Here is a 23,342-nt window from a genome sequence, read left to right as displayed (position 1 = left end):
CCGAGGTTAAGGATTGTATCCATCATACCAGGCATTGAAGCTCTTGCACCTGAACGAACAGATACGAGGAGAGGATTCTCCTTATCGCCGAACTTCTTTCCTGTGATTCCTTCCATTTTAACGATATACTCGTTGATCTCTGCCATGATCTCGTCAGAGATTCCGCCGTCCTCATAGTACTGAGTACAAGCCTCAGTTGTGATTGTGAAGCCCTGAGGAACAGGGAGACCGATGTTTGTCATCTCAGCAAGGTTAGCGCCCTTACCGCCGAGAAGCTCTCTCATGTTGGCATTACCCTCAGAGAAAAGGTAACAATACTTATTTGCCATTGGTGTATACCTCCATTTTTAACATTTCCGAACACTGCCCCGAAAGGGTACAATATCCGAGTTATACATATTATAACACATCTTAGAAAAAAATACCATATATGTGATGACAAAAAAAAGACGTTAAAAACCCTGCACTTTGTACAAAAATCAACAAAGAAGCTGATTTTATTCAAAAAAGGCTTGCATTTAAAGTTAAAGTATGTAAAATTAATAATATAACGTATATTATAAGGAGAACAAAACATGAAAAAATTTTCAGCACTTATTCTTGGCAGCATGCTTACCCTTTCACTGTCTTCCTGTACGGACAACAATGATACTCCCCTGTCCTCTGCTGAGGTCACAACAGCAGAGACCACAACAGAAGCCGTGACTGAACCCACAACGGAAAAGGCGACCAAGCCCACAGTTGAATACTATGACGGGCTTATCTGCTCGGACAAGATGACCGACAAGGAGAAGAAAAATTCCAGTTTCCGCGAATTTACGCTGCTTGATCCCGATAAGGCTTTCACTATAGGCGAATGCGGACTTAACTCCTATTACTTCTATGACTCGGACAAATCCAAGCTAAAGAAGACCAAGGACAATTTCCGCGAGCTGACCATATACGACGAACAGCTTGACCAGCAGTTCCTTGCGCACATAACACTTCCGCCGAATTATGACAAAGACAAGGAATACCCGGTGGTATTCATCACTGATTCGGCGTATCATCTGAAAAAAATTCCCGACCTCTGGAAAGTCATAGACGAGGGCGAAGCCGCTCCCGTTATATCCGTAACTCTCGGCTACGATTACGACACACGTGAGGAGCTTGAACGCTTCAACAAATTCATTTTGCAGGACAAGGAGTTCCTTGATTTCATCACCGACGACCTTATGAAAACTATCTCACTTAATTACAAGGTAGATGCTTCACGCTCGGTATTCTTCGGGCATTCTTTCGGCGGAGCCTTCTCGCATTACGCCCTCTGCAACTCCGACAATTACGAATACCAGCCATTTGCAAACTATATCATAGGAAGTCCCTCGTTCTGGGCATATTATTACCCCGATTCGGAGTATTACGACAACAGTTCTATCGAAGACCCCTATGCTTTTCAGCGCGAGTTCGATTACTTTGACCGCAATGAAAAAATGGACAAGAACGTATTCATCTGTGCAGGCGGCAGAGAAGCCTATATCGACCTGAAAAACGCCGATGACCTTGTCACTATCCCCGAAGAGGCAAAGCTTCTCCATGAAAGGCTCGTCTCTCACGGTACAAATGCTGAATTGAAGATATATGAGGATTGCTACCACGATAATTACCTTGCAGATATGCTCAAGGATTACCTGAAACAGAATTTCTCGCCAGAGGATAAAACTCAAAATTGACATACAGGAGGAAAATACAATGAACAAAGCAGTAATTTTAGCAGGAGGACAGGGCAAGCGCATGAAGGCGGATATGCCAAAGCCTCTTTTCAAGGTTCTCGGAGAGCCGATGCTCCGCTGGGTAATATCAGCCTGTGAAGCGGCTGACCTTACGGATATTTGCGTGGTAAAGGGCTTCAAGGGCGAGATGATAGACGAGTATCTCGGCGGCAAGTACACCACAGTATTGCAGGCTGAGCGTCTCGGCACAGGTCACGCAGTACAGCAGGCTATCCCCTTCCTCGAAAACGACAAGAGCGGCAATACCCTCGTTTTATGCGGCGACGCTCCCTTTATTGACGAGGACACTATCCGCAGCTCCCTCGCAGTACATGAGCAGCAGAACAACGCTGTTACCGTGATAACCGCCGAGCTGGACGAGCCATTCGGCTACGGCAGGATAATCCGCACCGCAAACGGTATAAGCGGTATCGTTGAACAGAAGGACGCAACCGACGAGCAGAAAGCCATAAAGGAAGTAAACTCAGGCGCTTACTGGTTCAGGACAGCCGACCTCATCGAGCTTCTCGGCAAGCTTGACAACAACAACGCACAGGGTGAATACTACCTTACGGATACTATTTCCATAGCTATTTCCGAGGGCAAGAACGCAGGTGCATACAAGTCCGACAATGCCGACATCATCAAGGGCGCAAACGACAGGAAGGACCTTCTTGAGCTCAACACCTATGCGCGTATGGCAGTTATCGAAAAGCACCTTGCAAACGGCGTAGAATTCACCTGCACAGACGGTGTTGTCATCGAGCGCGGAGTTACTATCGGCGTCGGCACAGAGATACTCCCCAATACTATTATCCGCAAGAACACATCTATCGGCGCTAACTGCAAGATAGGTCCCAATACAGTTATCGAGAACTGCAAATTAGGCGACGATGTAAACCTCCACACAGTACAGGCATACGAGGCTGAGATAGAATCAGGCGTAAAGATAGGACCTTACGTACATATCCGTCCCGACAGCGTTATCAGGTCAGGAGCTAAGATAGGCGACTTCGTAGAGATAAAGAACTCTGTTATCGGTGAAAAGACTGCTATCGCCCACCTTGCATACGTTGGCGACAGCGACATCGGAAAGCGCGTAAACATCGGCTGCGGAACAGTTACCGTAAACTATGACGGTATCGAAAAGAGCCGCTGTGTTATCGGCGATAACTGCTTCGTGGGCTGCAATACCAACCTCATAGCTCCCGTAAAGCTGGGCAAGGCAGTATACACAGCCGCAGGAACCACAGTTACCCGTGATGTTCCCGACTATGCACTTGCTATAGACAGAGGCGTTATGAAGATAAACGAGGGCTATACCCTCCGCAAACTCAAAAGCAAGCTCGGAAAGTAAGCAGTATCCCGAAAGCGTATATGCAGAACTGATATAGAAGTTTTAAGGGCATCTCTGAAAAACTATTTGGTTATGAAACGATCCGGATAGTTTTTAGAGATGCCCTTATATAATTCTGACTGATGTAGTCATCAGTCAAAAAATATTGTAATATTTACCCAAAGCGCAGCTGAAATATCAGCTGTGCTTTGTTTATTCATACGAATCGAAAAATTATTTTTTTGAAATTCAACGTGTTTGCATTGAAAAATACCGCTTTTGGAAGCTTATATGAACGGCGGTTCGCAAGCGACTGAAAGGAGGTCATAATTTTTTTGAAAAGAAACATTAAAAACAAGCTCCATTCCTTCTGCTGCAATTACGTCCTGCTCGGCAGCATCGAGGAAGCCGCTGTACGGGCAGGCATACCCCGTGAGAACGCTCTTGCCGAGGGTATCGAGATTCTGAAAGCCGACGAATGTCAGCAGCTCATATCACAGCTTCGTGAGCTCATCGCCGACAGCGGAACTGTCACCGCAGGTCTCAAAAGGCTTGCATTCGGCAGCTGCACCGACGCGGTATACCTTGTATTCGCCGACGAGCTTCCCCCTGCGGAGGTCATCGGCAAGCTGGACCTTTTCAATGTATCCGAGATAAAGCGTGTAAAGGGCGGCGGAGTAGAGGTAAAGCTCTTTGACAGAATGAAGGCACTGGAAAAGCTTTTTGAGCTGGAAAGTGCATTTTCCGACCGCTGCAAGGCAGAAAGTCTCATCAAAGCCCTGACCGCCGACGAGGAGTGTGACAGCATTGACGATAACTGAATTTTCCCCTAAACAGCGCTTCGTCATGAAATGGTGGACTATGCACGACTACAACAGGCGTGACGCCATTATAGCCGACGGAGCTGTCAGAAGCGGCAAAACTCTTTCAATGTCGCTGGGATTCCTGTTCTGGGCAGCCGAGCGCTTTGACGGCGGAGCCTTTGCCATGTGCGGCAAGACCATCACCTCTTTGCGCAGAAACGTCATAACGCCCATGATACCTGTATTAGAAGGCTTCGGCTATACTGTCCGGGAAAAGATCAGCGGAAATTACTTTGATTTTTCGTGGAACGGCAAAACTAACCGAGTATACCTCTTCGGCGGAAGGGACGAGAGCTCCGCGGCACTGATACAGGGAATGACTCTTTCGGGAGTATTCTTCGACGAGGTAGCTCTCATGCCTCGTTCCTTTGTAGAGCAGGCACTTGCAAGATGTTCGGTCAGCGGCTCAAAGATGTGGTTCAACTGCAATCCCGATAACCCCTCTCACTGGTTCTACACCGAATGGATAAAGAAGCGCCGCGAGAAAAACGCGCTGTATCTCCATTTTACTATGGACGACAATCCCTCTCTCTCCGAAAGGGTAAGAGAGCGCTACAGGCGTATGTATTCGGGGACATTCTATGACCGCTTCGTATTGGGAAAGTGGACTGCCTCGCAAGGGGTGGTCTATCCCATGTTCAGCGAAAAGGAACACGTTTTCAGCGGTGAAATCGACTGCGAAAGGTACATCATCTCCTGCGATTACGGCACGGTAAATCCTGCTTCATTCGGCTTATGGGGACTTCACTGCGGAGTCTGGCACAGACTCAGGGAGTACTACTATTCCTCAAAAAGAGAGGGTATCAGCCGCACCGACGAGGAGCACTACACCGCCCTTGAGGAGCTGGCAGGAGACTTTCCCGTCGAAAAGGTCATCGTTGATCCCTCTGCGGCAAGCTTCATCGAATGTATACGCCGGCACGGAAAATTCCGCGCAGTCAAGGCGGATAACGATGTTATATCGGGTATAAGGCAGGTAAGCTCCGCACTGAAGCAGGGAAAACTCCGCTTTCACAGCTCATGCAGGGATATACTCCGTGAGTTCACGCTGTACAGCTGGAATGAAAAGGCAGGCGCCGACGCTCCCGTAAAGGAAAACGATCACGCAATGGACGATATGCGCTATTTTGTGGCGGATATTGCCTCACAGCAGGGCTTGGACGAACCCATAGCCCTGTCTGTAGCCAGATAAAATGCTCACCGCCGTTCAAAAAACAACAAGGAGGTAACATGAAGCTTTTTAAGAAGAAAAGGGCTCCCAAATCCGAACCCGAGCTGGTAAGCACCCAGAGGGGCTGCTGTGAGAGCTTCGGGCTCCCTGCGGCAGTAATGCCCTATGAAAAGGAACTCTACGACAGACTTCGGCGAGCGGTCCCCATTATCGACGCCGCTGTCATGAAGATAATCAGGCTTACAGGCGGCTTTAGTGTGGTCTGCTCTGACGAGGAGTATCAGCAGGAGCTGAACAGCTTCCTCGAAAATGTTCCCGTAGGACTTACGGGACGGTCAGTGGGCTGCTTCGCGGATAATTTCCTCGACAGCCTTCTCACCTACGGCAGCGCTGTAGGCGAGATAGTCACAGATACAGAGCAGCAGCGCATTACAGGGCTGTGGAACGGGGATATTTCCCGTATCCGGATAGCCTCGGGAGCCGATTCGTTCACAAGGAGCTACACCGTCAGAAAAAGCGACGGCAGCTCCCGAAAAATAGCACACCCCGAGCGCATACTCTATGCCGAGCTAACAGGCGGTCACTCACTTCTGAGAGGGCTCCCGTCACTCAGCGGAATCCTTATGAGGATATACGAATGTATCGGTCAGAACTTTGACCGAGTAGGAAATGTCCGCTACGCAGTGACCTATAAGCCCACAGGAGAGGCAGGCAGCGCAATGTACTCCCGTGAAAGGGCACAGCAGATAGCCCGTGAATGGGCAGACGGCATGAATTCAGCAAAATACGGACAGGTCAAGGACTTTGTAGCGGTGGGCGACGTTGATATAAAGGTCATCGGAGCTGAAAATGAGCTTATAGATACCAATGTGCCCGTAAGGCAGATACTTGAGCAGCTCATCGCAAAGCTATCTATACCGCCGTTTTTGCTGGGGCTCTCGTGGAGCTCAACGGAGCGTATGTCCTCTCAGCAGGCTGATATACTCACCTCTGAGCTGGAATACTACCGCAGACTTCTCACACCTGTTATACAAGATGTGGGAAACGCATACCTCGCTTCTATAGGAGCGCAGGCCACCTGCTCAGTCGAGTGGGAAAACATCAATCTACAGGACGAAACAGCTCTTGCAGAAGCAAGGCTGAAAAACGCACAGGCGCGTGAGATAGAAATGCGCCTCGAAAAAAATGTTTAATACGGAGGTACAAATATGTATAACGATATCAAGCTTGAAAAAGGTCTTTACAATCTCAGCGGAAAGTCATTCACAGCAGCTCTTGAGGAGCTCGATCCCACTTCCGCATACGCAGGAACTCCCCTCGAAAAGCTGGACGCATTCGAGAGACAGCTCAAGCGCTTCAATATCAGGATAAACGGTCAGGACTGCGACCGCGTTGAGAAGTTCTTTTCTACTACAGAGACAGCAGTTCTCTTTCCCGAATTCGTAACAAGATGTATCAGAAAGGGCTTTGACGAGACAGTGCTCCGCTCTGTATGCGCAGCTAAGACAGTATGCGCAAGCAGCCAGTATCTTGGCTGTGTAATCGACGATACCACCGCCGCATATGAGCCTACAGAGGAGGCTGCGACACTCCCCGAGGCTACGGTAAGAGAGGGCTCTACAGCAACAGTGCTCTCAAAGTTCGGCAGACTTATCAGCGCTTCATACGAAGCTATCCGCCAGCAGAGACTTGACGTTTTCGGCGTAATGCTCAGAAGCGTCGGCGTGAGACTTGCAGTCACTGTAGTCAAGGAGGCTGTTGACGTACTGGTTGACGGCGTAACTCCTATAACCACATCAGCCCTCACATATAACGACCTTGCGGCGCTTTACGGCGAATTCGACTGCTTCGACATGACAACAGTCATCACATCTCCAGAGCTTGCTTCAAAGATAGCGGCTATGGAGCAGCTCAAGGACTGCAATGCAAATGCCGAAGGCAAGCTGGTTCTTCCGTTCGGCTCTGAGCTTATCAAGACCTCTGCTGCCGACGACGATACTATCATCGGTATCGACCGCGATTTCGCGCTTGAGTTCATCACCAGCACCGACCTTGTAATGGAGACAGACAAGCTCATCGACCGCCAGCTTGACCAGATGACAGTGTCCATTACCTGCGGTTTCAGAAAGATAACTCCCGACGCAGTAAAGGTGCTTACTGTCAATTCAAACGAGTAATATCGCCCCGATTCAGGGGACGCCCTGAAAGAGAGGGCGTCCCTTAATATAGGAAACAAATACAAACGGGCGGCGTTCCGCCGCCCCTACATACCGAGTTTTTAGTGATTAGTGCATAGTGCATAGTTATAACGAGACCAAAACTAATCACTAATCACTTGGCACTAATCACTCTTTTGGGAAAGGAGAAAACATGGAAAATATCATTCTTGATAAGATAAACAGATTCACACGGAGAAAGCTCAACGAGGATGAGGTCTATGTCTTTGACATTGTACTCTGCGACAACGAAATCGACCGCGACTGCGAGCGATTTTCCAACAAGGCTCTTGAAGCCCTGAGAGAGCGCTTTATCGGCAAGACAGGTATCTTTGACCACGACGCCGCTGCTGCAAATCAGAATGCACGTATCTTCGACGCGGAGCTTATCACCGACAGCTCACGCACCACCGGTTACGGAGAGCCCTACAAGTACCTGAAAGCCAGTGCATACATGGTCCGCACCGACAACAACAAGGACCTCATCGCCGAAATAGACGGCGGTATCAAAAAAGAGGTCAGTATTTCGTGTTCGGCGGCTAAGCGTATCTGCTCGGTCTGCGGAAACGACAAGACTATGGTGTCCTGCAATCACATCAAGGGCAAGCGCTACGGCGGAAAGCTCTGTCATACTATCCTTGATGACATAACCGATGCCTATGAATGGAGCTTTGTTGCTGTGCCTGCCCAGATAAACGCAGGCGTTACCAAGAAATACAGCGAAGCAGATACCGTCAAGGCACACGAAAACGCTGATATTTCCGCGGCAAATGCGGAGCTCCGCCGTGATATACGCAGACTTGCATATTTTATCGGCGGAAGGAGCGCTGCGGATATTGCTTCACTGTCGGCAGCGAACCTTGACACTCAGCAGCTAATAGCCCTCCGCAAGTCCTTTGAGAAACAGTGCGGAAAGGGCAGTACAGAGGTCCAGCTCGACTATGCAGCAGATGACGGGGAGCAGACCTCAGATTATTCCATGAGATAGGAGGAAAACTATGGATATACAGACGATCGTAAGCGCCTTTGAGCTTTTTACAGGCGAGGAAAACGGCGACGATTACTATCAGATCATACTCCTTGCAGTCAGCGAGGTGGGGAGGATACTGCTTCCCGAGGCTGATACCACGGATATAAGGCTGGTATTCCTCTGCGCAGCTCTGGCGTTTTACAGGCTCCAGCAGATACTCGCCGCAAGAGAAAGAGCCGCCTTCACCTATGCAGGAAAGGTCCTCAGGGAGTCGCAGAATACTGCCTATAGCTATGCAAAGGAGCTTCTCAGGGACTATCTGCAAATAGCAGCAGACCTTATCAGCTCCAAAAACTTCATATTCAGCAGCTTTGCCTGCGGAGAGGAGCTGATCTCATGCTGAGAGACATTATTGACGATATGATCGAAAAGCTGGCGGAAAACCACGTTTACCCCGTTTACAGTGCCTTTGACGGACGAGCTCTTGAACGCAAGGGCAGGGGCTTCTTTACAGTGGTGGGCATAAGTGCCTTTGAGTCATCAACGCCTATTTATTCCCAGTATATGGTGTATCTGCCCTTTAAATCAGAGATGGAGCTTTCGGTCACAGCTCCCGACAGCAGCTCAATGCAGGAGCTCTATGAGTACTACGATAACAATATCGCTCCCGTTATAACCGATATGACGGGACTTACCTGTAGTATAGCAAAAATTAGTCTGAAATTCGATTCCAACATTCAGCGGCTTGTGCTGTCGGTAAAGCTGCGAGTCAGCGGTATCACCAAGTATGAAAGGGGTACTCCATGAGAACGGTAACTGCCATTAATCAGCGAAAGTCTGCGGCTGTAGTTATCGGTGGAGTCACTCTTTTCTGTGAGAGCTTCAAGGCTTCTGCGGTGAGAAGCATCACCGAGGAGTCTACTGCCGACGGGAAAACGGTCCTCACAAATAACGCCTCACGAAGCACAAGGCTGACCTTTACGGGCAGGGTAAGCATTGACGGGGCTCCCGAAAATGCAGTCCTCAGCTTCAATGCTCTGGTAAATTCAGCGAATACCTTCAATGTAGAGCATATGGGGCTTGTCTTTGCAAACTGCCGAATGCTTTCATACGCCTTTGACGACAAGGGCGGCGACTGGGCAGATACAGCTGTGGTCCTTACTACCGCAGAGCCTGTAACAAGGAGAACCGAGCCATGAATGTGAGAATAATCGTTACCGCTAAAAACGGCTCATGGTTTTCCGAGGATAATGTGCTGAACTTCGTATTCCACAAGGACGTATATACGCCCTATACTTCGCTGACTGCAAGGATAAGAGCCAATAGCAGCTCATATGAAAATGCGGCGGAGGTCTCTCTGCTTATTGACGGCAATGAGATACACCACGGACTGGTGGACAGCCTGAAATGGGAGAAAAGAGACGGCGAGGACTTCCTTGTGATAAAGTCAAGGGGCTTCACATCGCTGCTTACACAGAATCAGATAGAGCCGGGGCTGAAAATGAATATCTCGTTCAATGCTCTCATGGATAACTTCTATACCCTGCCCTATGTCACCCATGAGAATAACTCAGATAACAGCAGCTACATCTATGTAAAGCCAAATACCTCAATGTGGGACGCGGCTGCGAACCTCGGGTATAAGCTTCTGGGAACGTATCCCTATATCAGGGGAACGAATATGGTTATGATAAGTCATTACCCCACGCCGGAAAGCTTTGACCTCTCTGATGAAAAACTGATAGCTTCCGGAACAAAGCTTGTTTACAGCCGCCTTGCCAGCGACTATCACATGGCGGATATAAACGGGGATTACGGCAATTATGACCTCTCCGACAGCGATGCTGCTGCGCTTAAAATAGTCCGTCACAAGTACTTCGACCTTGATATGAGATTTCTGTATTCGCCTCAGCAGGCGCTTGCCTACCGCGACAAGTATGATTTCCGCGGTGCAGAGAGAGTTTTCTGCTCCTACTGCGGCTACAGCGGCGAGGATTTAGGCGATACGGTAAGCTTCGGAAGCATCACTGCGGAGCGTATCGCTGAGGTGTCCATAAGTGGCAGCAGCAGAGGAGTTTTTACCGAGATAAGCGTATACAGGGATAAATTCCCACATAGCTGAGAAAAAACGGCTTCCGAACGGAAGCCGTTGATTTTTTATTCAGTTACAGGAATTGAGGGGATAAGCTTCAGAAGGTAACGCTGGATTGTACCTGCGTCCTCAGTGGTCATGCCGTTATTTCCAATAACATCGGCGTTTGCAACGCCCTGTGCGGTGATGTGGTGCTCGTCGGTACCTGTCGTGCCGTATCTGTTTGGATTCGCAAGAGCCTGCATTATCATTACTACGTCGGAGAGGTCTACTTCTCCGTCAGCGTTTGCGTCGCCTGCTCTATAATTTTTATCAGTTGTAACGGGATTTGAAGCAGTAGTAGTTGTGGTTGCGGGCTTTGCTGTTGTAGTTGTGACTTTTGCTGTTGTTGTGGTCGTTTTGGGTGGCTGGGGAGAACTCCCTGCTATGCGTCCGTAAACGATACCGCAGCCTACTGTAGACATATATACCTTGCCGAACTCGTCCATATCGCCTACGAGGTAGTTACCGTTGCCTGTGCCGCCGTAGAGGTGTTCGGTGTTTATGCATACCCATGATTTACCTGCGTCTGTTGAGCGGTAAATGCCCTCCTTGTCGGACTCCTCGGGCTTTCCGTAGATGTAGAGAGTATTCACTCCGCCTGCCTTCTCTGGAGCGCCGTAGCCGATACACTTAGCGTAGGATACGTTTTCGAGATGCTCAACGTTCTTGCCCTTGTCCGAGATGATGTAAACGCCCTGATTTGCGCCTGCAAAAGCTATCCTGCCGCCGCCGAGGTATGCAGGATCGCCTGTTTCCTCGAACTTCCATGTAAGCTCCCAGTTATATGGGCAGATACGTGTTTCTGTAAATGTTGCGCCGTAGTCCTCGCTGATGTAGTATGAGTAGTGGGACTCGTCGTAGGTAGGCTCCTTTTTGGACATATCAGATGACCAGTACTCGTTATACTGAGCGCCTACAGCGTAAACTGTCTTTGCGTCCTCGGGATCAACGAGAGTATAAACGGTCTTTGAAGCCTTGATGCCGTCACAGGTCTTCCATGTAGCGCCGAAATCGTCTGTATAGGAAACTGCACCCTTTGTGCTGGAATTGATTATTCTGTATTTGCCCTTTGAGAGCTCTGTGATAGAGAGCTTTCCGCCTGTGCAGGCAGGCTTGAACGCCTTCCATGTCTTGCCGCGGTCAAGTGTATAATAGCCGCTGCCTGTGTTGTTGCCGTCACCGTTTGCAGTTCTTGCCCATACATCTGTATTCTGAGGGCATACTGCGATAGCAGAGGTAGAGCCCATGTTTGGCTTGTACTGAGGAGGTATGCCGTCAACAGTTTCGTGAACGAAGCCGTCATAGTCGCCGATAGCAGAGAGGTCGAGACCGTCGGGGGTGCTTACGAAGTCAAGGCTTACGCACTCCTCAACGCCGTCAGGCTGGAAGTAGAACTGGATACCCTTTTCGTCCCATGCGTTGTCGCAGGCGAAAACGCCGTTGCCCGATGTGAGGAGAAGTCTGTCTCCTTCTTTGTCTCTCGGATCGATAACTATGCTGCTTCCCCAGTGGCAAGCCTTGCCGTAGATCCAGTCATAGCCGCCAAGATCCATAGGACGTGAAATGAAATTCTTTACGCCAACGCCTGTTGAGTAGTCTGTAGGACCTGCACCGGGAGTTATATCCTCCCATGTCTTACCGCCGTCAGATGAGCGGAAGAAATGGTCACCCCATGCGATAGTTCCCTCGTTTTCGGGAGTGGAAGGATCGTCCTGCACCCACTCATCGCCGAACCACTGGTCTGAGAATACGCCGCAGGTACGTGCAAAGAGCTTGTTGGGATCGTTCTTGTCAGCCTCGATCATACCGATAGAGTTGTCTGATACGGACAGCTTTTCAGCCTTGCCCGATGCGATGTTGTACTTATAAGCTCCGCCCGAAGCTCCGCCGAAAGCGAGACCTGCTATATATGTGAAGAAGAGATTGCCGTTGTGGTCGCTGGTTATGGAAAGGGGATAATTTGTATTCGGGAGCGCCTTGACAGGCTCGAACTTGTCGTCCTTAACGCTTGCAACGTGTACATTCGGCTCGCCCTTTACGGAGGTGCCGACGTAAACCATGCCGCCCTCAACATGGATACAGCCGATACCATTCTGCTCGTTGTAGAGCTTAGCCGGCTCTGTGCCTCTTACCATATGGTCTGTCCATGAGGGGTATTTCAGCTCACCGCTGAAAAGTCCGAGAGCATCATAGCCCTCGACAGGCTTCCATGTCTTGCCGCCGTCAGTTGACTTGATAAGTGCGGACTTGCCTGCGGTAACATCGCCGCCTGCATAGATAGTATCGGTGTTATCGGGATCAACAGCGATAGGCTCGATACACTCACGTCCGTCGCCGTTGCCATGGACCTGTATATGCTCTGTTACGTCAACGCCTGTAAAGGTCTTGCCGCCGTCGGTGGTCTTGTAGATGACTGTCTTTGCGTCTGAGAAGTAAGCACAGCCGCAGAGGAAATATGCTGTCAGGTCGTCTGTAGGATCAACAGCGATTCCCTTACAGCTGAGAAGACCTCTGTCGTCCTCGTTGATAAAGCCGAAAAGCTGTACCCATCTGTTTTTTTCATAATCGTATCTGTATGCGCCGCCTACGTCGGTACGGAGATACATTTCCTTATCGCCTGCAACAATTCCTGAGACAAATCCCGCACCGCCTATTTTGAGGGTGTCCCATTCCATTGTCGATGAGATGTCCTTTGTGGCTGCAAAAGCAGTACCGCTCTTGTCCGATGTGCCTGATACGGACATTGAGCCGAGGCTCAAGCAGAGAGCACAAAGACCTGCCATAGTCTTTTTCATTCTGTTCATTGTAATTTTTTCCTTTCTGTTTTTATTTATTAAGTTAAGCCCATTTCACGTATATTTTACATCTTAATTTTATCATTTGTGTACAATAGTGTCAATACGATAGTGCAGTTTAGACACTATATGATATAATGAGAATACTATTTTGCAGAGCCTAAAAATGAACTTTCTTTTAAGTTGGACCAACTTAAATCCAATTAACAGATTCATAACATTTTGAGACAAAATAAAGGCGCAGCTTTTAAAGCTGCGCCTGCCGTTATTATCTGATAATAACAATGAAGATCATAATGCCTCTTTTACTCTCTTTTTATGCTCCGCTTACAGAGCAGGGATCCGTTTCTATGCAGAGAAGGAGACACCGCAGCACGTTCCGCACGGTCAGCGACCTGTGCAGCACTGTTTCCCCCCAGTTCCTGCAAGCCGCAGCGTCTTTGTCCTTTCTGCTATCACGATATATACATATCATATCCCACGCACTTATTGTATCACAGGCTGTTCCACACGGTTCAACAAAAAAGCCGCTTTTTAGGCAGTTTTATAAAAAATATTTTTCGGGACAAATCATAAAGGCGGATTTTTCGGCATTTTTTAGGTAGAAAAATCGCCGTGGTCAAAAAAAGTTTACAAATTATCCCTCGTCATTTATTTACAAACAATGCAGAATGTGCTATAATTCTTTTGTATAAAATTTTTTTCGGCACAGCAGGGAGGTGACCTCAGGTGGAGACTGTTCAGGAGATTCTCAATAATAATTTTATATCAGTCGCAATGATAATCGGAATAGCAATAATGATACTCGAAAACCGCAAGGAAAATCCTCACGGGATAGACCATATCGCTGTTATTATGGTGATGCTGTCTGTTATTGTGGTCAATACCGCTCTGAAGGACTGGTATATGGTATCGGTATATGATCCGCGCCACAACTATGCCGGCGACAGTATAAAGACACTTTTGTATATAAGGTCGGCTATAGAGCATATCCTTTTCCCCATGATAGCTTATGTACTGCTGCTTCTGGTAGCTCCAGTAAAGAAGAAATACATAATATTTATCCCTGAGGCGATCCTAATCGTTGAGGAGATAATGAATCTCTGCGGAACAAAGCTTATCTTCCACTATGACAACCACCTTAACTATCACGATGACCTGCTGTTTTTGCTGCCGTATTTCGTTGGTATGCTGTATCTGCTGATGCTCATACGGTATTCGATAGATTTTATCAGGGAAAAACAGCTCAGCAAGGGCGTTACGGTAATATTCATCGTTTTTCTCACGCTTCTTGAATGTTATCTTGAGGCGGCTTACATAGTTGTTGACCTTATGGACGAGATAGTCGCGCTGGACGTAGTTATCTACTATTTTTACCTCGTTGCTGTATATCAGAGCGAAATGAAGATACAGCTCAGGACTAAGGAGCTGGAGCTGGAGCGAAGCAAGCGTCAGCTGACTATTTCCCAGATACAGCCTCATTTTATGTATAATTCGCTGACCTCGATCATTTATCTCTGTGACAAGGATACGGTAAAAACTAAGAACGCCCTCTTAGACTTCTCGAAGTTCCTGAGAAAGAACCTTGAAGCCATGAGCCGCCAGAGCATTGTTGACATAAGCGAGGAGATAGAGCACACTAAGGTCTATCTTTCGCTGGAAAGACTGCGCTTTGAGGACGAGCTTGAGGTCGTATTCGACATCAGGGACAAGGAATTCGAGCTCCCTCAGCTGACTATACAGCCTATAGTCGAAAATGCCGTAAAGCACGGTATCAACAGATCGGAAAGCGGCTGCGGTACGGTCTGGATCTCAACTGAGGAGACCGAGGACAGCCACAAGATAGTCATCAGGGACAACGGTGCAGGCTTTGATCTGGAATCCTTAAAGGACCTTGACGACAGCCATATAGGCATCGCAAACGTCCGCAAGCGTCTTGCCGACGAGTGCGGAGGCGAGCTTATTATAAAAAGTGCACCCAACGAGGGTACAGAATGTACTATTTTAATTCCAAAGGAGTTAAGAAATGAAGATCTTAGCAATTGATGATGAACGCTATGCATTACAGCTTCTCGTAGATACTATACATAAGGTTCGCCCGGACGCAGAGATAGTCTCTTTCCGCAGACCGTCACAGTTCCTTGAATATGATGACAAGGAACCGTTTGATGCGGCTTTCCTCGATATACGCATAGGCAAGATGTCGGGCATACAGGTGGCTATCGAGCTGAAAAAACACTCGCCTATGTGCAATATCGTATTCGTGACCAGCTATTCCGAATACGCCTTTGCAGCGATACAGATGCGTCCCAGCGGCTATATCATGAAGCCCTACACCGAGGAGGATATCCGCAATGAGTTTGAGAACTTCAGATATTCCTCAAAGGCAGAGGACAAAAGCAGCGGCAAACTGAAGATACGTACCTTCGGGAATTTCCGTGTTTTCGGCAAGGACGATACACCTATAAAGTTTTCGCGTACTATTTCCAAGGAAATATTCGCGTACCTTATCGACCAGTGCGGATACCCCGTTACCAGCAAGGAAATAGCCGCAGATGTTCTGGAAGTCGAGGATTTCGACAGACCGACCTCGAAAAAGGTATCACAGTATGTTTCTGACCTTATAAAGGACATTGAGGCGGCAGGCTTTCACAATGTAATAATCAAGCAGAACAGACAGATACAAATAAACAAGGAAGCTGTGGACTGCGACCTATATGACCTGTTTTCGGGTGATACAGAGGCGTTCAAGTCCTATCACGGTGAGTATATGATAGACTATTCGTGGGCAGAGATAAGCGATTCTGCCGAGAGGATAAAGTCACTTTGAGAAATAAAAAGCGTGGTGAACATAGTTCATCACGCTTTTTTGCTGTGCAGGAGTTAATACCTGTACAGAAGAATCTTCGCACAAGTGCAGTCCCCTACAGTCATAGCCGTTTGCGGAGCGTACACACGATAACACATCACGAATCAAAAAAACAGTCCTGCGGCAAATGCTGATGCCGAAGCTGCAAGTGCTACCACAATAAGCGGCATTTCCAGAAATGCCAGTATCAGCGCAACTGCTGTGCCTGCAACTGCCGTCCATATATTATGGGTTGTGTAAAATATGGCAGGTATGGTCATGGCACTAAGCACCGCATAGGGTATATAGTATAGAAAGCTCCTGAAAAATCTTGACTTTATCTTCTTCCGGAAAAAGGTAAAGGGTATCATGCGTATGAGATAGGTCACGCCTGCCATTACTGCTATGTATATAACTAAAGTCATGCTGCCTCAGCCTCCCCGTCTTCGTCTTTAAGTGGGAATATCAGTGCTGTAAGCAGTGCTGAAGCTATCGCTGATATCATCATTGCAAAGCCCTCGCTCAGGGAAGGTACTGCAAATCTGAATATAACGCTAAGCGCCGCGGCTATGACTGCCGCAAAGAGTATCCCGTGCTGCTTTTTCGCAGGGGGGATAACTATAGCTATGAACATTCCGTAGAGGACTATCTCCATTGCGGTGCTCACCGACGCAGGAAGGAGCTCTCCTGCTGCCGCCCCTAAGGCTGTGCCCGTTACCCAGCCAACTGCGGCTATGAATATCATGCCGTACATATATGGTGGAGTGAGGGGCATTTTCTGTGCCGAGCATACTGCAAATATCTCGTCGGTTATGCCGTATGAGGCTAAAAGCCTGTGAGGTGTGGTGAAGCTCCTGTCCAGCTTCTGCGAAAGTGAAAGCGCCATGAGAGAGTACCTTATATTAATGGTCAGCTGTAAAAGTATCATCTCAATGATAGCTCCGCCTGCCGCTATTACGTCAAGCCCCGCTTTCTGACCTGCTGAGGTGAGGTTCGTGGCGGATATTGCCGCCGCCTGAAACACGGAAAGACCTGCCTTGACCGCTAATATGCCAAAACCAAAGGATACCGATAAGTATCCAAGACATATCGGTATCCCATGTGTAATTCCGCGCAAAAAATTGCTTTTCAATTCAAATTCTCCGATTACTTAACAAATTTTGCCTTTACAATAGTATAATCATAGGGAAGAACAGTTATCGCATCGTCCATATATTCGCCGTAGAATGGCTGTATATCGGTAAAGCGACTGAGTATCTCACTCATATGCTCAAGCTTTACCACATCGCCGCTCCTGTTGACGAAGATAATGTAATCCTGCTTCTGTCCCTGTCGTGTGAAGCCCACAAGCCGGCTGTCGTGAGTTTCCTTTTCGTTGATGACGAAGTATATCCTTCCGTCCTTCATGTTTGGTATTGACTTTCTCACGCGGCTGAGCTCGGATACGTACTCAATGAGCTCGGTATCCTCTTTTCCCCACGGGAAACAGCGGCGGTTGAATGGGTCCTTGTAGCCCTGCAAGCCTGCCTCGTCACCGTAGTATATGCTGGGTACGCCCGGGAGGAAGTACATCAGCGCCATAGCGGCTTTAAGGAGCTCCTTGCCGTGAGCGTACTGCTCGGGAGTGAGGTATCTTTCAGCCATCCATTCCTTCGGCTTGCCCTCACAGTCCTCGCCGCCGAGACGATTTATAGCTCGCTCTATATCGTGGGTAGAAACGAAGTTCATAAGTACATCTACAGTAGGCTTGGGGTAGTTTTCAACTATACTCATAACAGAGTTGATAAAGTCTACAGGCTTGCCGCCCTTGAGGAAATTCATTATTGCCTCGCGGAAGGGGTAGTTCATTACAGAGTCAAGCTGATCACCTAAGAGATAGCGGCGCTTTACGCCGTAGCTCAGCTTGTTTGTAGCGTCCTCCCAGACCTCGCCGATGACTACCTTGTCCTTGTCATAGCCCTTTACGCATTTTCTGAGATTGCAGAGGAACTGCTCGGGGAGCTCATCGGCAACATCAAGGCGATAGCCTGCCGCGCCCTTGTCAAGCCAGTAGCGGAGCACTCCCTCATCGCCGCAGATAAACTCGGTGTAGTCCTCGTTGTTCTCGTTTACGTTGGGGAGGGTATCTATTCCCCACCATGCCTCGTATACATTTGGGTAATCAATGAAGCTGTACCAGTCGTAATACTTGCTTTCCTTTGACTGATATGCCCCCAGCTCGTCCTTATAGCGTCCGAACTTGTTGAAGTAGACGCTGTCTGCGCCTGTATGTGAAAATACACCGTCAAGTATAATGGATATGTCGTACTTTTCGGCTTCGCGGCAGAGCTCCTCAAACTCGTCATTAGTACCGAGAAGCGGATCAGCCTTCATGTAGTTTGCCGTATTGTAGCGGTGGTTCTCATGGGACTCGAATATAGGATTTAAGTATATACAGGTAACTCCGAGGCTCTTTAAATACGGGAGCTTGGACTGTATTCCCGCAAAATCGCCGCCGAAGTAGTCGTTATTCCAAACGTGACCGTTTTCGTCGGGCTTATAAAGCGGAGTTCCGCCCCAGTCATCGCGGAGTATACGTCCCTCGGGGATATTCTCCTTCGGCTTGCCGCTGTTGCAGAAGCGGTCGGGGAATATCTGGTACATTATGCCGCCCTTTAAGAAGTCGGGAGTCTCATAGTCGCTCCTGTAGACAGTTAGCTGGAACATCTCGCCGTTGTCAAGACCGCCCTCGTGGAGATTCACCTTCTTGATGTAGTGACGGGTACCGCCCTCTGTATAGGAGAAGTAATAATAATGCACGTCGGTATACCTTGCGTCGTATGAAGCGGTATACGCAAAGCAGTCCTCCTCCTCAACAACATCGTTCATGCTGATGAAGCGCTCCTTGAAGCCTGTTCTGAAAAGCACAAGCACAGGCGAAAAGTCGGGCTTTACGTGCTTTGGAAGCCTTATGGTGAAACGGCAGGTCTCGAACTGCCTTACCGCTCCGAATATTGATTTATAGCCCAAATTCCATGTATCATAGATAGGTCTCATATCAAACACTCCGTTAATCATCATTCAAAAAGGGGACGAAGAATCCAACGTCCCCTTATCAGTTTTATCAAAGGTGCCAGATATTGTGTGCATACTCTGTTACTGCACGATCTGCGGAGAATATTCCTGCACCTGCAATATTGTTAAGTGACATCTTTGCCCATTTCATCTTGTCATTATAGCACTCAGTAATGTACTGCTGTGCCTTTCTGTAGCTGTCAAAGTCAGCAAGGACCATATAAGGATCCCTGTCCTTGAGCGAGTTTGCCACATCGTTGAAGGTACAGCCGTTTATACCGTGGTACATACGGTCGATAGCCTCCTTGATGCGCTGGTCGTTATTGTAATAATCACAGGGATTATAGCCTCTGCATCGGAGGTCGTTCACCTCGGGAGTAGTCATGCCGAAGATAACGATATTATCGTCGCCGCAGGCTTCCTTTATCTCGATGTTTGCTCCGTCAAGAGTACCCAGTGTAACTGCGCCGTTGAGCATGAGCTTCATATTTCCTGTACCTGAAGCCTCTGTTCCTGCAAGGGATATCTGCTCGGAAACATCGGAGGCGGGCATGAGATGCTCGGAAAGAGTTACGCAGTAGTTCTCAAGGAATACCACAGAGAGCTTCTGGCTGATCTTGGGGTTCTTTCTTATCTCCTCGGAGATAGCCCATATCATCTTGATTATCTGCTTTGCAAGGTAGTATCCCGGAGCTGCCTTAGCCGCAAAGATATAGGTCTTTGGTGTGAACGGAGCATCGGGATCGTTGAGCAGGTATGCATAATCCGTAAGGATATTCATTACGTTGAGGTGCTGTCTCTTGTATTCGTGGAGACGCTTTACCTGTACGTCAAAGATGCTGTCTGTATTCAACTCTATGCCCGACTCGTTCTTGACGTATTTTGCGAAGTTTTCCTTGTTTTCCTTCTTTACGTCCATGAGCTTTTTAAGGACTTCCTTGTCATTCTCAAACTTGCGGAAGTTTTCAAGCTCTGCGCCGTCCTTGATGAACTTAGGTCCGATAGTCTCGGTGAGAAGGTCTGTAAGTGCAGGGTTTGACTGATACAGCCATCTTCTGTATGCGATACCGTTTGTAACGTTCTTGAACTTCTCGGGAGTATTCTCATACTCATCGCGGAATACGGACTGCTTGATTATCTCTGAGTGGAGCTTTGATACGCCGTTTACGCTGTGTGAAGCCGCAACGCAGAGTGAAGCCATGTGTATCTGATTGTCCTTGATTATGGACATACGTGTGGTCTTTGCGCTGTCGCCGCCGTTTCTCTCCATGAGAGACTGGCAGTAGCGGTTGTTTATCTCAACTATAAGGGAGAATATTCTCGGGATAACTGACTTTACAAGGTTTACGTCCCATTTTTCCAGAGCCTCTGCCATTACAGTGTGGTTTGTGTAGGCAAATGTGCGTGTAACGATGTCCCATGACTTTTCCCAGCTATAGCCGCAGTCGTCGAGAAGTATTCTCATGAGCTCGGGGATAGCAAGTGTCGGGTGGGTATCGTTTATGTGGATAGCTACCTTGTCGGCAAGATTCTCAAGAGTGCCGTAAACATTCATATGAGCGTTTACTATATCGCCGATAGAAGCTGCGCAGAGGAAATACTGCTGACGCAGACGGAGGCTCTTACCCTCTAAGTGGTTATCGTTAGGATAGAGCACCTTTGAGATAGCGTTTGCGATAGAGTTCTGTGCAAGAGCAGCCTCATAGTTGCCCTTGTTGAACATTTCCATATTGAAGTTAGGAGCCTTTGCAGACCACAGACGAAGCACAGATACTCCGTCAGAGCCATATCCCGAAACATAGAGGTCGTAAGGTGTTGCGACCACGGTATTGTAGTTTACATGAGAGATGTAGTGGTACTGATTGTCCCAGTACTCCTGTAAATCGCCCTCAAAGTGGACATCTATAGAGAGCTCGGGCTTTGGCACCAGCCATACCGAGCCGCCGGGGAGCCAGTTGTCCGGAAGCTCTGTCTGCCAGCCGTCCTCCAGCTTCTGCTGGAATATGCCGTACTCATAGCAGATAGAATGTCCCATAGCAGGGAAGCCTGTTGTGGCAAGACCGTCAAGATAGCAGGCTGCAAGTCTGCCGAGACCGCCGTTTCCAAGACCTGCATCAGGCTCGTTTTCGTATATCTTATCAAGGTTGATGTCATACTGCCTGAGCATATCCTTTATGCCGTCTGCCAGCTCAAGGTTGTATATGCTGGTTTTCAGTGAACGTCCCATGAGGAACTCCATTGAAAGGTAATATACCTGCTTGCCGCCGACAGAGTTGGTATGATTGATGAAGCTCTGCCTCTTCGCACCGAGTATCTCAACGATTATAGATGAGAGAACATGGTAAACCTGCTTGTCTGAAGCTTCCTCGGGAGAAACACTGTATAAAAGCTGGAGCTTTCTCGGGAATTCTTCTTTGATCCTGTCCATAAGAGGGTTTGCTTTTTTTGTAGCCATATCATATCTCCATTCTGCCGCCGTGCGACGTTTTTACTGTTTGTATAATATCCCCTGTCATCTACCGCCATTTAAGACGATACGAGCCTATATCACCACAAACAATATACATAAAAATTATACTATGATTTATCAGATTTTTCAAGTGTTTATTTCAACAAATATTTATCCACTGATTTTATATATTGAAGGTTTTGACCAAAGAATAATTCATCTGTCCACTGCTGTACCTCCAATATATTGTGCACTTTGCCCTTCCGTAAAATTGACAGCGGTGAGATTTGTGCATATTCTACACAATATTGAAGTTCTGAAATAATTTCTATATTTTTAAAAGATAAAACTTAGAAAATGTTTGAAATTTGTATTATTATGTGGTATAATAAATGTATTCGTGATAACAGCCGTTAAAAAATAAGTTCAAAATAACAGGGCTGCTGCGAAAAATAAAGAAAAAAGACAACAAAAGAAATTAAAAAAGGTGATGTATTATGGAAAAGAAAAAACGCTTCTCGGTACTTAAATTTGTACTTATCGTACTTTGCATACTTCTGATCGTTATTTCGATCATTGTTAATATCGGTTTTTCAGGCGGTAAAACGCCAAAGCTCTTCGGCAGATACTTCTACATCGTCAAGGAAGCCGATAATATGGGTGACAATGTAACAAAGGGCGCCTGCCTTATCTCTCCCGACGCAAAGGACGAGGCTGTCGCAAAGGGCGACATCGTTCTCTGCTATCCTGCAAATGATCCGAATACTCTGAAGGTGCTCAGCATTTACGACGTTATTACCGCTGATGACGGCACTTTAAAATATATCACTGCCGATGCTACAAATGTTGGCAGTGAGGATTCTATCTCAAAGGAAAATATCGCGGCTATCTGTACAGGTCACACCGAAAGCGCTGAGCTTGGTGCCCTTATCAGATTTGCTTCAAGCATAAAGGGTATCATCTTTTTGTTAGTTCTCCCATGTGTGCTCCTTGTTATCTTCCTTATCGCTAAGCTTGCTTCCGGCAAGGGCGAGGACGACTTTGACGACGAGTTCGATTTCTACGAATACGACGAGAAGGAAAAGCAGAGAGCTATCTCAGAGAGCAAGAAGAATATCCACGACAAGTCGGCTAATCCACTCTTTGAGCCATCTCAGGAGATCCAGCCGAGCAATGAGCTTGAGCGCAAAAAGATGTCTATCGCTGAAAATTTCAGTCAGAAGAAGGTAAATCCCGATTCTCCTTATCAGAAGGAAAGAGAGCGCACAATGCAGTTCAAGGCTCAGAGAAGCGCAGAAAGTCAGTTCGCAGCAAAGAATCTTGGCGGTTCTTCATCTACAGCTCCTACAGCTGACGCCCTCAGAGAGGAAATGCTCCGCAAGACTGCCGAAGCAGAGCGCACAGGCACATTCAATATCAAGAATGTAACCACAGCTTCATCTCAGACTACATCTCCGGCAGAGCCTGTCACAGACAATACAGGTATCCTTTCCAAGAGCCAGCTGGCTGAGATGTCAAGGAACGACGTTCCTAAGACAACTCCGCTGAGAAGTCAGTCAGCTCCTTCAACAGCAGCTCCTAAGCCTGTCAAGAAGAGCAGCACTCCGGACATCTCTGATATAATCAGCAAGAGCGAGCAGGAAGAGAAGAAAAAGTCTCCTTCAAATATGTCCGTAGATGACCTCATCAAGATGATAGAGGCTGAAAAGAACAAGCTTTAATAAAAAATATAAGGCAGACGAGGGGAGCCCCCTC

Annotated in this window: 20 protein-coding genes; 14 read left to right on the top strand and 6 right to left on the bottom strand. The window is 47.8% G+C overall.

Going from position 1 to position 23,342, the window contains the following annotated elements:
* A partial coding sequence (locus K5677_RS03520) for a PEP/pyruvate-binding domain-containing protein (RefSeq protein ID WP_296724717.1) occupies positions 1-329 on the bottom strand: 329 nt, incomplete at its 3' end.
* A gap of 246 nt (positions 330-575) precedes the next feature.
* Between K5677_RS03520 and K5677_RS03515 the strand changes: the two genes are divergently transcribed.
* From K5677_RS03515 to K5677_RS03465, 11 genes are all read left to right on the top strand, one after another.
* Positions 576-1,712 carry an alpha/beta hydrolase-fold protein gene (locus K5677_RS03515; RefSeq protein ID WP_296724715.1) on the top strand — a complete coding sequence of 379 codons (1,137 nt, stop codon included), beginning with the start codon at positions 576-578 and terminating at the stop codon, positions 1,710-1,712.
* 19 nt (positions 1,713-1,731) lie between these two features.
* Positions 1,732-3,108 carry a bifunctional UDP-N-acetylglucosamine diphosphorylase/glucosamine-1-phosphate N-acetyltransferase GlmU gene (gene glmU / locus K5677_RS03510; protein ID WP_296724714.1) on the top strand — a complete coding sequence of 459 codons (1,377 nt, stop codon included), beginning with the start codon at positions 1,732-1,734 and terminating at the stop codon, positions 3,106-3,108.
* Positions 3,109-3,422: 314 nt separating this feature from the next.
* A complete protein-coding gene (locus K5677_RS03505) occupies positions 3,423-3,908 on the top strand; it encodes a terminase small subunit (protein WP_296724713.1) in 486 nt (161 codons plus the stop codon).
* 25 nt (positions 3,909-3,933) lie between these two features.
* Positions 3,934-5,142, top strand: coding sequence for a PBSX family phage terminase large subunit (locus tag K5677_RS03500; protein WP_296724719.1), 1,209 nt, complete (start codon positions 3,934-3,936; stop codon positions 5,140-5,142).
* Positions 5,143-5,180: 38 nt separating this feature from the next.
* Positions 5,181-6,314 (top strand): serine/threonine protein phosphatase, encoded by a 1,134-nt coding sequence (locus K5677_RS03495; protein ID WP_296724711.1) that lies wholly within the window; start codon positions 5,181-5,183, stop codon positions 6,312-6,314.
* Between the two features lie 15 nt (positions 6,315-6,329).
* Positions 6,330-7,298 (top strand): phage major capsid protein, encoded by a 969-nt coding sequence (locus K5677_RS03490; protein WP_296724708.1) that lies wholly within the window; start codon positions 6,330-6,332, stop codon positions 7,296-7,298.
* A gap of 193 nt (positions 7,299-7,491) precedes the next feature.
* The gene (locus K5677_RS03485; RefSeq protein ID WP_296724705.1) at positions 7,492-8,325 is read left to right on the top strand and encodes a hypothetical protein; all 834 of its coding nucleotides are present in this window, start codon (positions 7,492-7,494) and stop codon (positions 8,323-8,325) included.
* Between the two features lie 10 nt (positions 8,326-8,335).
* Positions 8,336-8,710 carry a hypothetical protein gene (locus tag K5677_RS03480; RefSeq protein ID WP_296724703.1) on the top strand — a complete coding sequence of 125 codons (375 nt, stop codon included), beginning with the start codon at positions 8,336-8,338 and terminating at the stop codon, positions 8,708-8,710.
* Positions 8,704-9,114 (top strand): hypothetical protein, encoded by a 411-nt coding sequence (locus K5677_RS03475; RefSeq protein WP_296724701.1) that lies wholly within the window; start codon positions 8,704-8,706, stop codon positions 9,112-9,114. The genes K5677_RS03480 and K5677_RS03475 overlap by 7 nt, the downstream gene beginning before the upstream one ends.
* On the top strand, positions 9,111-9,506 hold the full coding sequence (locus K5677_RS03470) for a hypothetical protein (protein WP_296724698.1): 396 nt from the start codon (positions 9,111-9,113) through the stop codon (positions 9,504-9,506). The genes K5677_RS03475 and K5677_RS03470 overlap by 4 nt, the downstream gene beginning before the upstream one ends.
* Entirely contained in the window at positions 9,503-10,429 is a 927-nt protein-coding gene (locus tag K5677_RS03465; protein ID WP_296724695.1) for a hypothetical protein, read from the top strand. The genes K5677_RS03470 and K5677_RS03465 overlap by 4 nt, the downstream gene beginning before the upstream one ends.
* 35 nt (positions 10,430-10,464) lie before the next feature.
* Here K5677_RS03465 and K5677_RS03460 read toward each other — a convergent pair whose 3' ends face one another.
* Positions 10,465-13,245: a dockerin type I domain-containing protein gene (locus K5677_RS03460; RefSeq protein ID WP_296724692.1), complete on the bottom strand. Its 2,781-nt coding sequence runs from the start codon at positions 13,243-13,245 to the stop codon at positions 10,465-10,467.
* 720 nt (positions 13,246-13,965) lie between these two features.
* Between K5677_RS03460 and K5677_RS03455 the strand changes: the two genes are divergently transcribed.
* On the top strand, positions 13,966-15,282 hold the full coding sequence (locus K5677_RS03455) for a histidine kinase (protein WP_296724689.1): 1,317 nt from the start codon (positions 13,966-13,968) through the stop codon (positions 15,280-15,282).
* Positions 15,263-16,066, top strand: coding sequence for a response regulator (locus K5677_RS03450; protein WP_296724687.1), 804 nt, complete (start codon positions 15,263-15,265; stop codon positions 16,064-16,066). The genes K5677_RS03455 and K5677_RS03450 overlap by 20 nt, the downstream gene beginning before the upstream one ends.
* 143 nt (positions 16,067-16,209) lie before the next feature.
* On the opposite strand, the gene K5677_RS03445 is transcribed toward K5677_RS03450, so the two are convergent.
* From K5677_RS03445 to K5677_RS03430, 4 genes are all read right to left on the bottom strand, one after another.
* Positions 16,210-16,509 carry an AzlD domain-containing protein gene (locus K5677_RS03445; protein WP_296724683.1) on the bottom strand — a complete coding sequence of 100 codons (300 nt, stop codon included), beginning with the start codon at positions 16,507-16,509 and terminating at the stop codon, positions 16,210-16,212.
* On the bottom strand, positions 16,506-17,216 hold the full coding sequence (locus tag K5677_RS03440; RefSeq protein WP_296724680.1) for an AzlC family ABC transporter permease: 711 nt from the start codon (positions 17,214-17,216) through the stop codon (positions 16,506-16,508). The genes K5677_RS03445 and K5677_RS03440 overlap by 4 nt, the downstream gene beginning before the upstream one ends.
* Positions 17,217-17,230: 14 nt before the next feature.
* The gene (locus tag K5677_RS03435; RefSeq protein WP_296724678.1) at positions 17,231-19,120 is read right to left on the bottom strand and encodes a glycoside hydrolase family 13 protein; all 1,890 of its coding nucleotides are present in this window, start codon (positions 19,118-19,120) and stop codon (positions 17,231-17,233) included.
* A 67-nt stretch (positions 19,121-19,187) separates the two neighbouring features.
* Positions 19,188-21,593 (bottom strand): glycogen/starch/alpha-glucan phosphorylase, encoded by a 2,406-nt coding sequence (locus K5677_RS03430; RefSeq protein ID WP_296724676.1) that lies wholly within the window; start codon positions 21,591-21,593, stop codon positions 19,188-19,190.
* 491 nt (positions 21,594-22,084) lie between these two features.
* On the opposite strand from K5677_RS03430, the gene K5677_RS03425 reads away from it, so the two are divergent.
* Entirely contained in the window at positions 22,085-23,308 is a 1,224-nt protein-coding gene (locus K5677_RS03425; RefSeq protein ID WP_296724674.1) for a hypothetical protein, read from the top strand.
* Positions 23,309-23,342: the final 34 nt, after the last annotated feature.

Source organism: Ruminococcus sp., assembly GCF_024684275.1.
This window is presented reverse-complemented; position numbering and strand designations above follow the sequence as displayed.

What these genes read in the sequence shown, in the direction of transcription:
- K5677_RS03490 (WP_296724708.1), top strand. Translation starts at nt 6,330, where the DNA reads ATGTATAACGATATCAAGCTTGAAAAAGGTCTTTACAATCTCAGCGGA.
- K5677_RS03465 (WP_296724695.1), top strand. Translation starts at nt 9,503, where the DNA reads ATGAATGTGAGAATAATCGTTACCGCTAAAAACGGCTCATGGTTTTCC.
- K5677_RS03450 (WP_296724687.1), top strand. Translation starts at nt 15,263, where the DNA reads ATGAAGATCTTAGCAATTGATGATGAACGCTATGCATTACAGCTTCTC.
- K5677_RS03475 (WP_296724701.1), top strand. Translation starts at nt 8,704, where the DNA reads ATGCTGAGAGACATTATTGACGATATGATCGAAAAGCTGGCGGAAAAC.
- K5677_RS03485 (WP_296724705.1), top strand. Translation starts at nt 7,492, where the DNA reads ATGGAAAATATCATTCTTGATAAGATAAACAGATTCACACGGAGAAAG.
- K5677_RS03460 (WP_296724692.1), bottom strand. Translation starts at nt 13,245, where the DNA reads ATGAACAGAATGAAAAAGACTATGGCAGGTCTTTGTGCTCTCTGCTTG.
- K5677_RS03470 (WP_296724698.1), top strand. Translation starts at nt 9,111, where the DNA reads ATGAGAACGGTAACTGCCATTAATCAGCGAAAGTCTGCGGCTGTAGTT.
- K5677_RS03515 (WP_296724715.1), top strand. Translation starts at nt 576, where the DNA reads ATGAAAAAATTTTCAGCACTTATTCTTGGCAGCATGCTTACCCTTTCA.
- K5677_RS03445 (WP_296724683.1), bottom strand. Translation starts at nt 16,509, where the DNA reads ATGACTTTAGTTATATACATAGCAGTAATGGCAGGCGTGACCTATCTC.
- K5677_RS03480 (WP_296724703.1), top strand. Translation starts at nt 8,336, where the DNA reads ATGGATATACAGACGATCGTAAGCGCCTTTGAGCTTTTTACAGGCGAG.
- K5677_RS03435 (WP_296724678.1), bottom strand. Translation starts at nt 19,120, where the DNA reads ATGAGACCTATCTATGATACATGGAATTTGGGCTATAAATCAATATTC.
- K5677_RS03495 (WP_296724711.1), top strand. Translation starts at nt 5,181, where the DNA reads ATGAAGCTTTTTAAGAAGAAAAGGGCTCCCAAATCCGAACCCGAGCTG.
- glmU (WP_296724714.1), top strand. Translation starts at nt 1,732, where the DNA reads ATGAACAAAGCAGTAATTTTAGCAGGAGGACAGGGCAAGCGCATGAAG.
- K5677_RS03430 (WP_296724676.1), bottom strand. Translation starts at nt 21,593, where the DNA reads ATGGCTACAAAAAAAGCAAACCCTCTTATGGACAGGATCAAAGAAGAA.
- K5677_RS03500 (WP_296724719.1), top strand. Translation starts at nt 3,934, where the DNA reads ATGAAATGGTGGACTATGCACGACTACAACAGGCGTGACGCCATTATA.
- K5677_RS03425 (WP_296724674.1), top strand. Translation starts at nt 22,085, where the DNA reads ATGGAAAAGAAAAAACGCTTCTCGGTACTTAAATTTGTACTTATCGTA.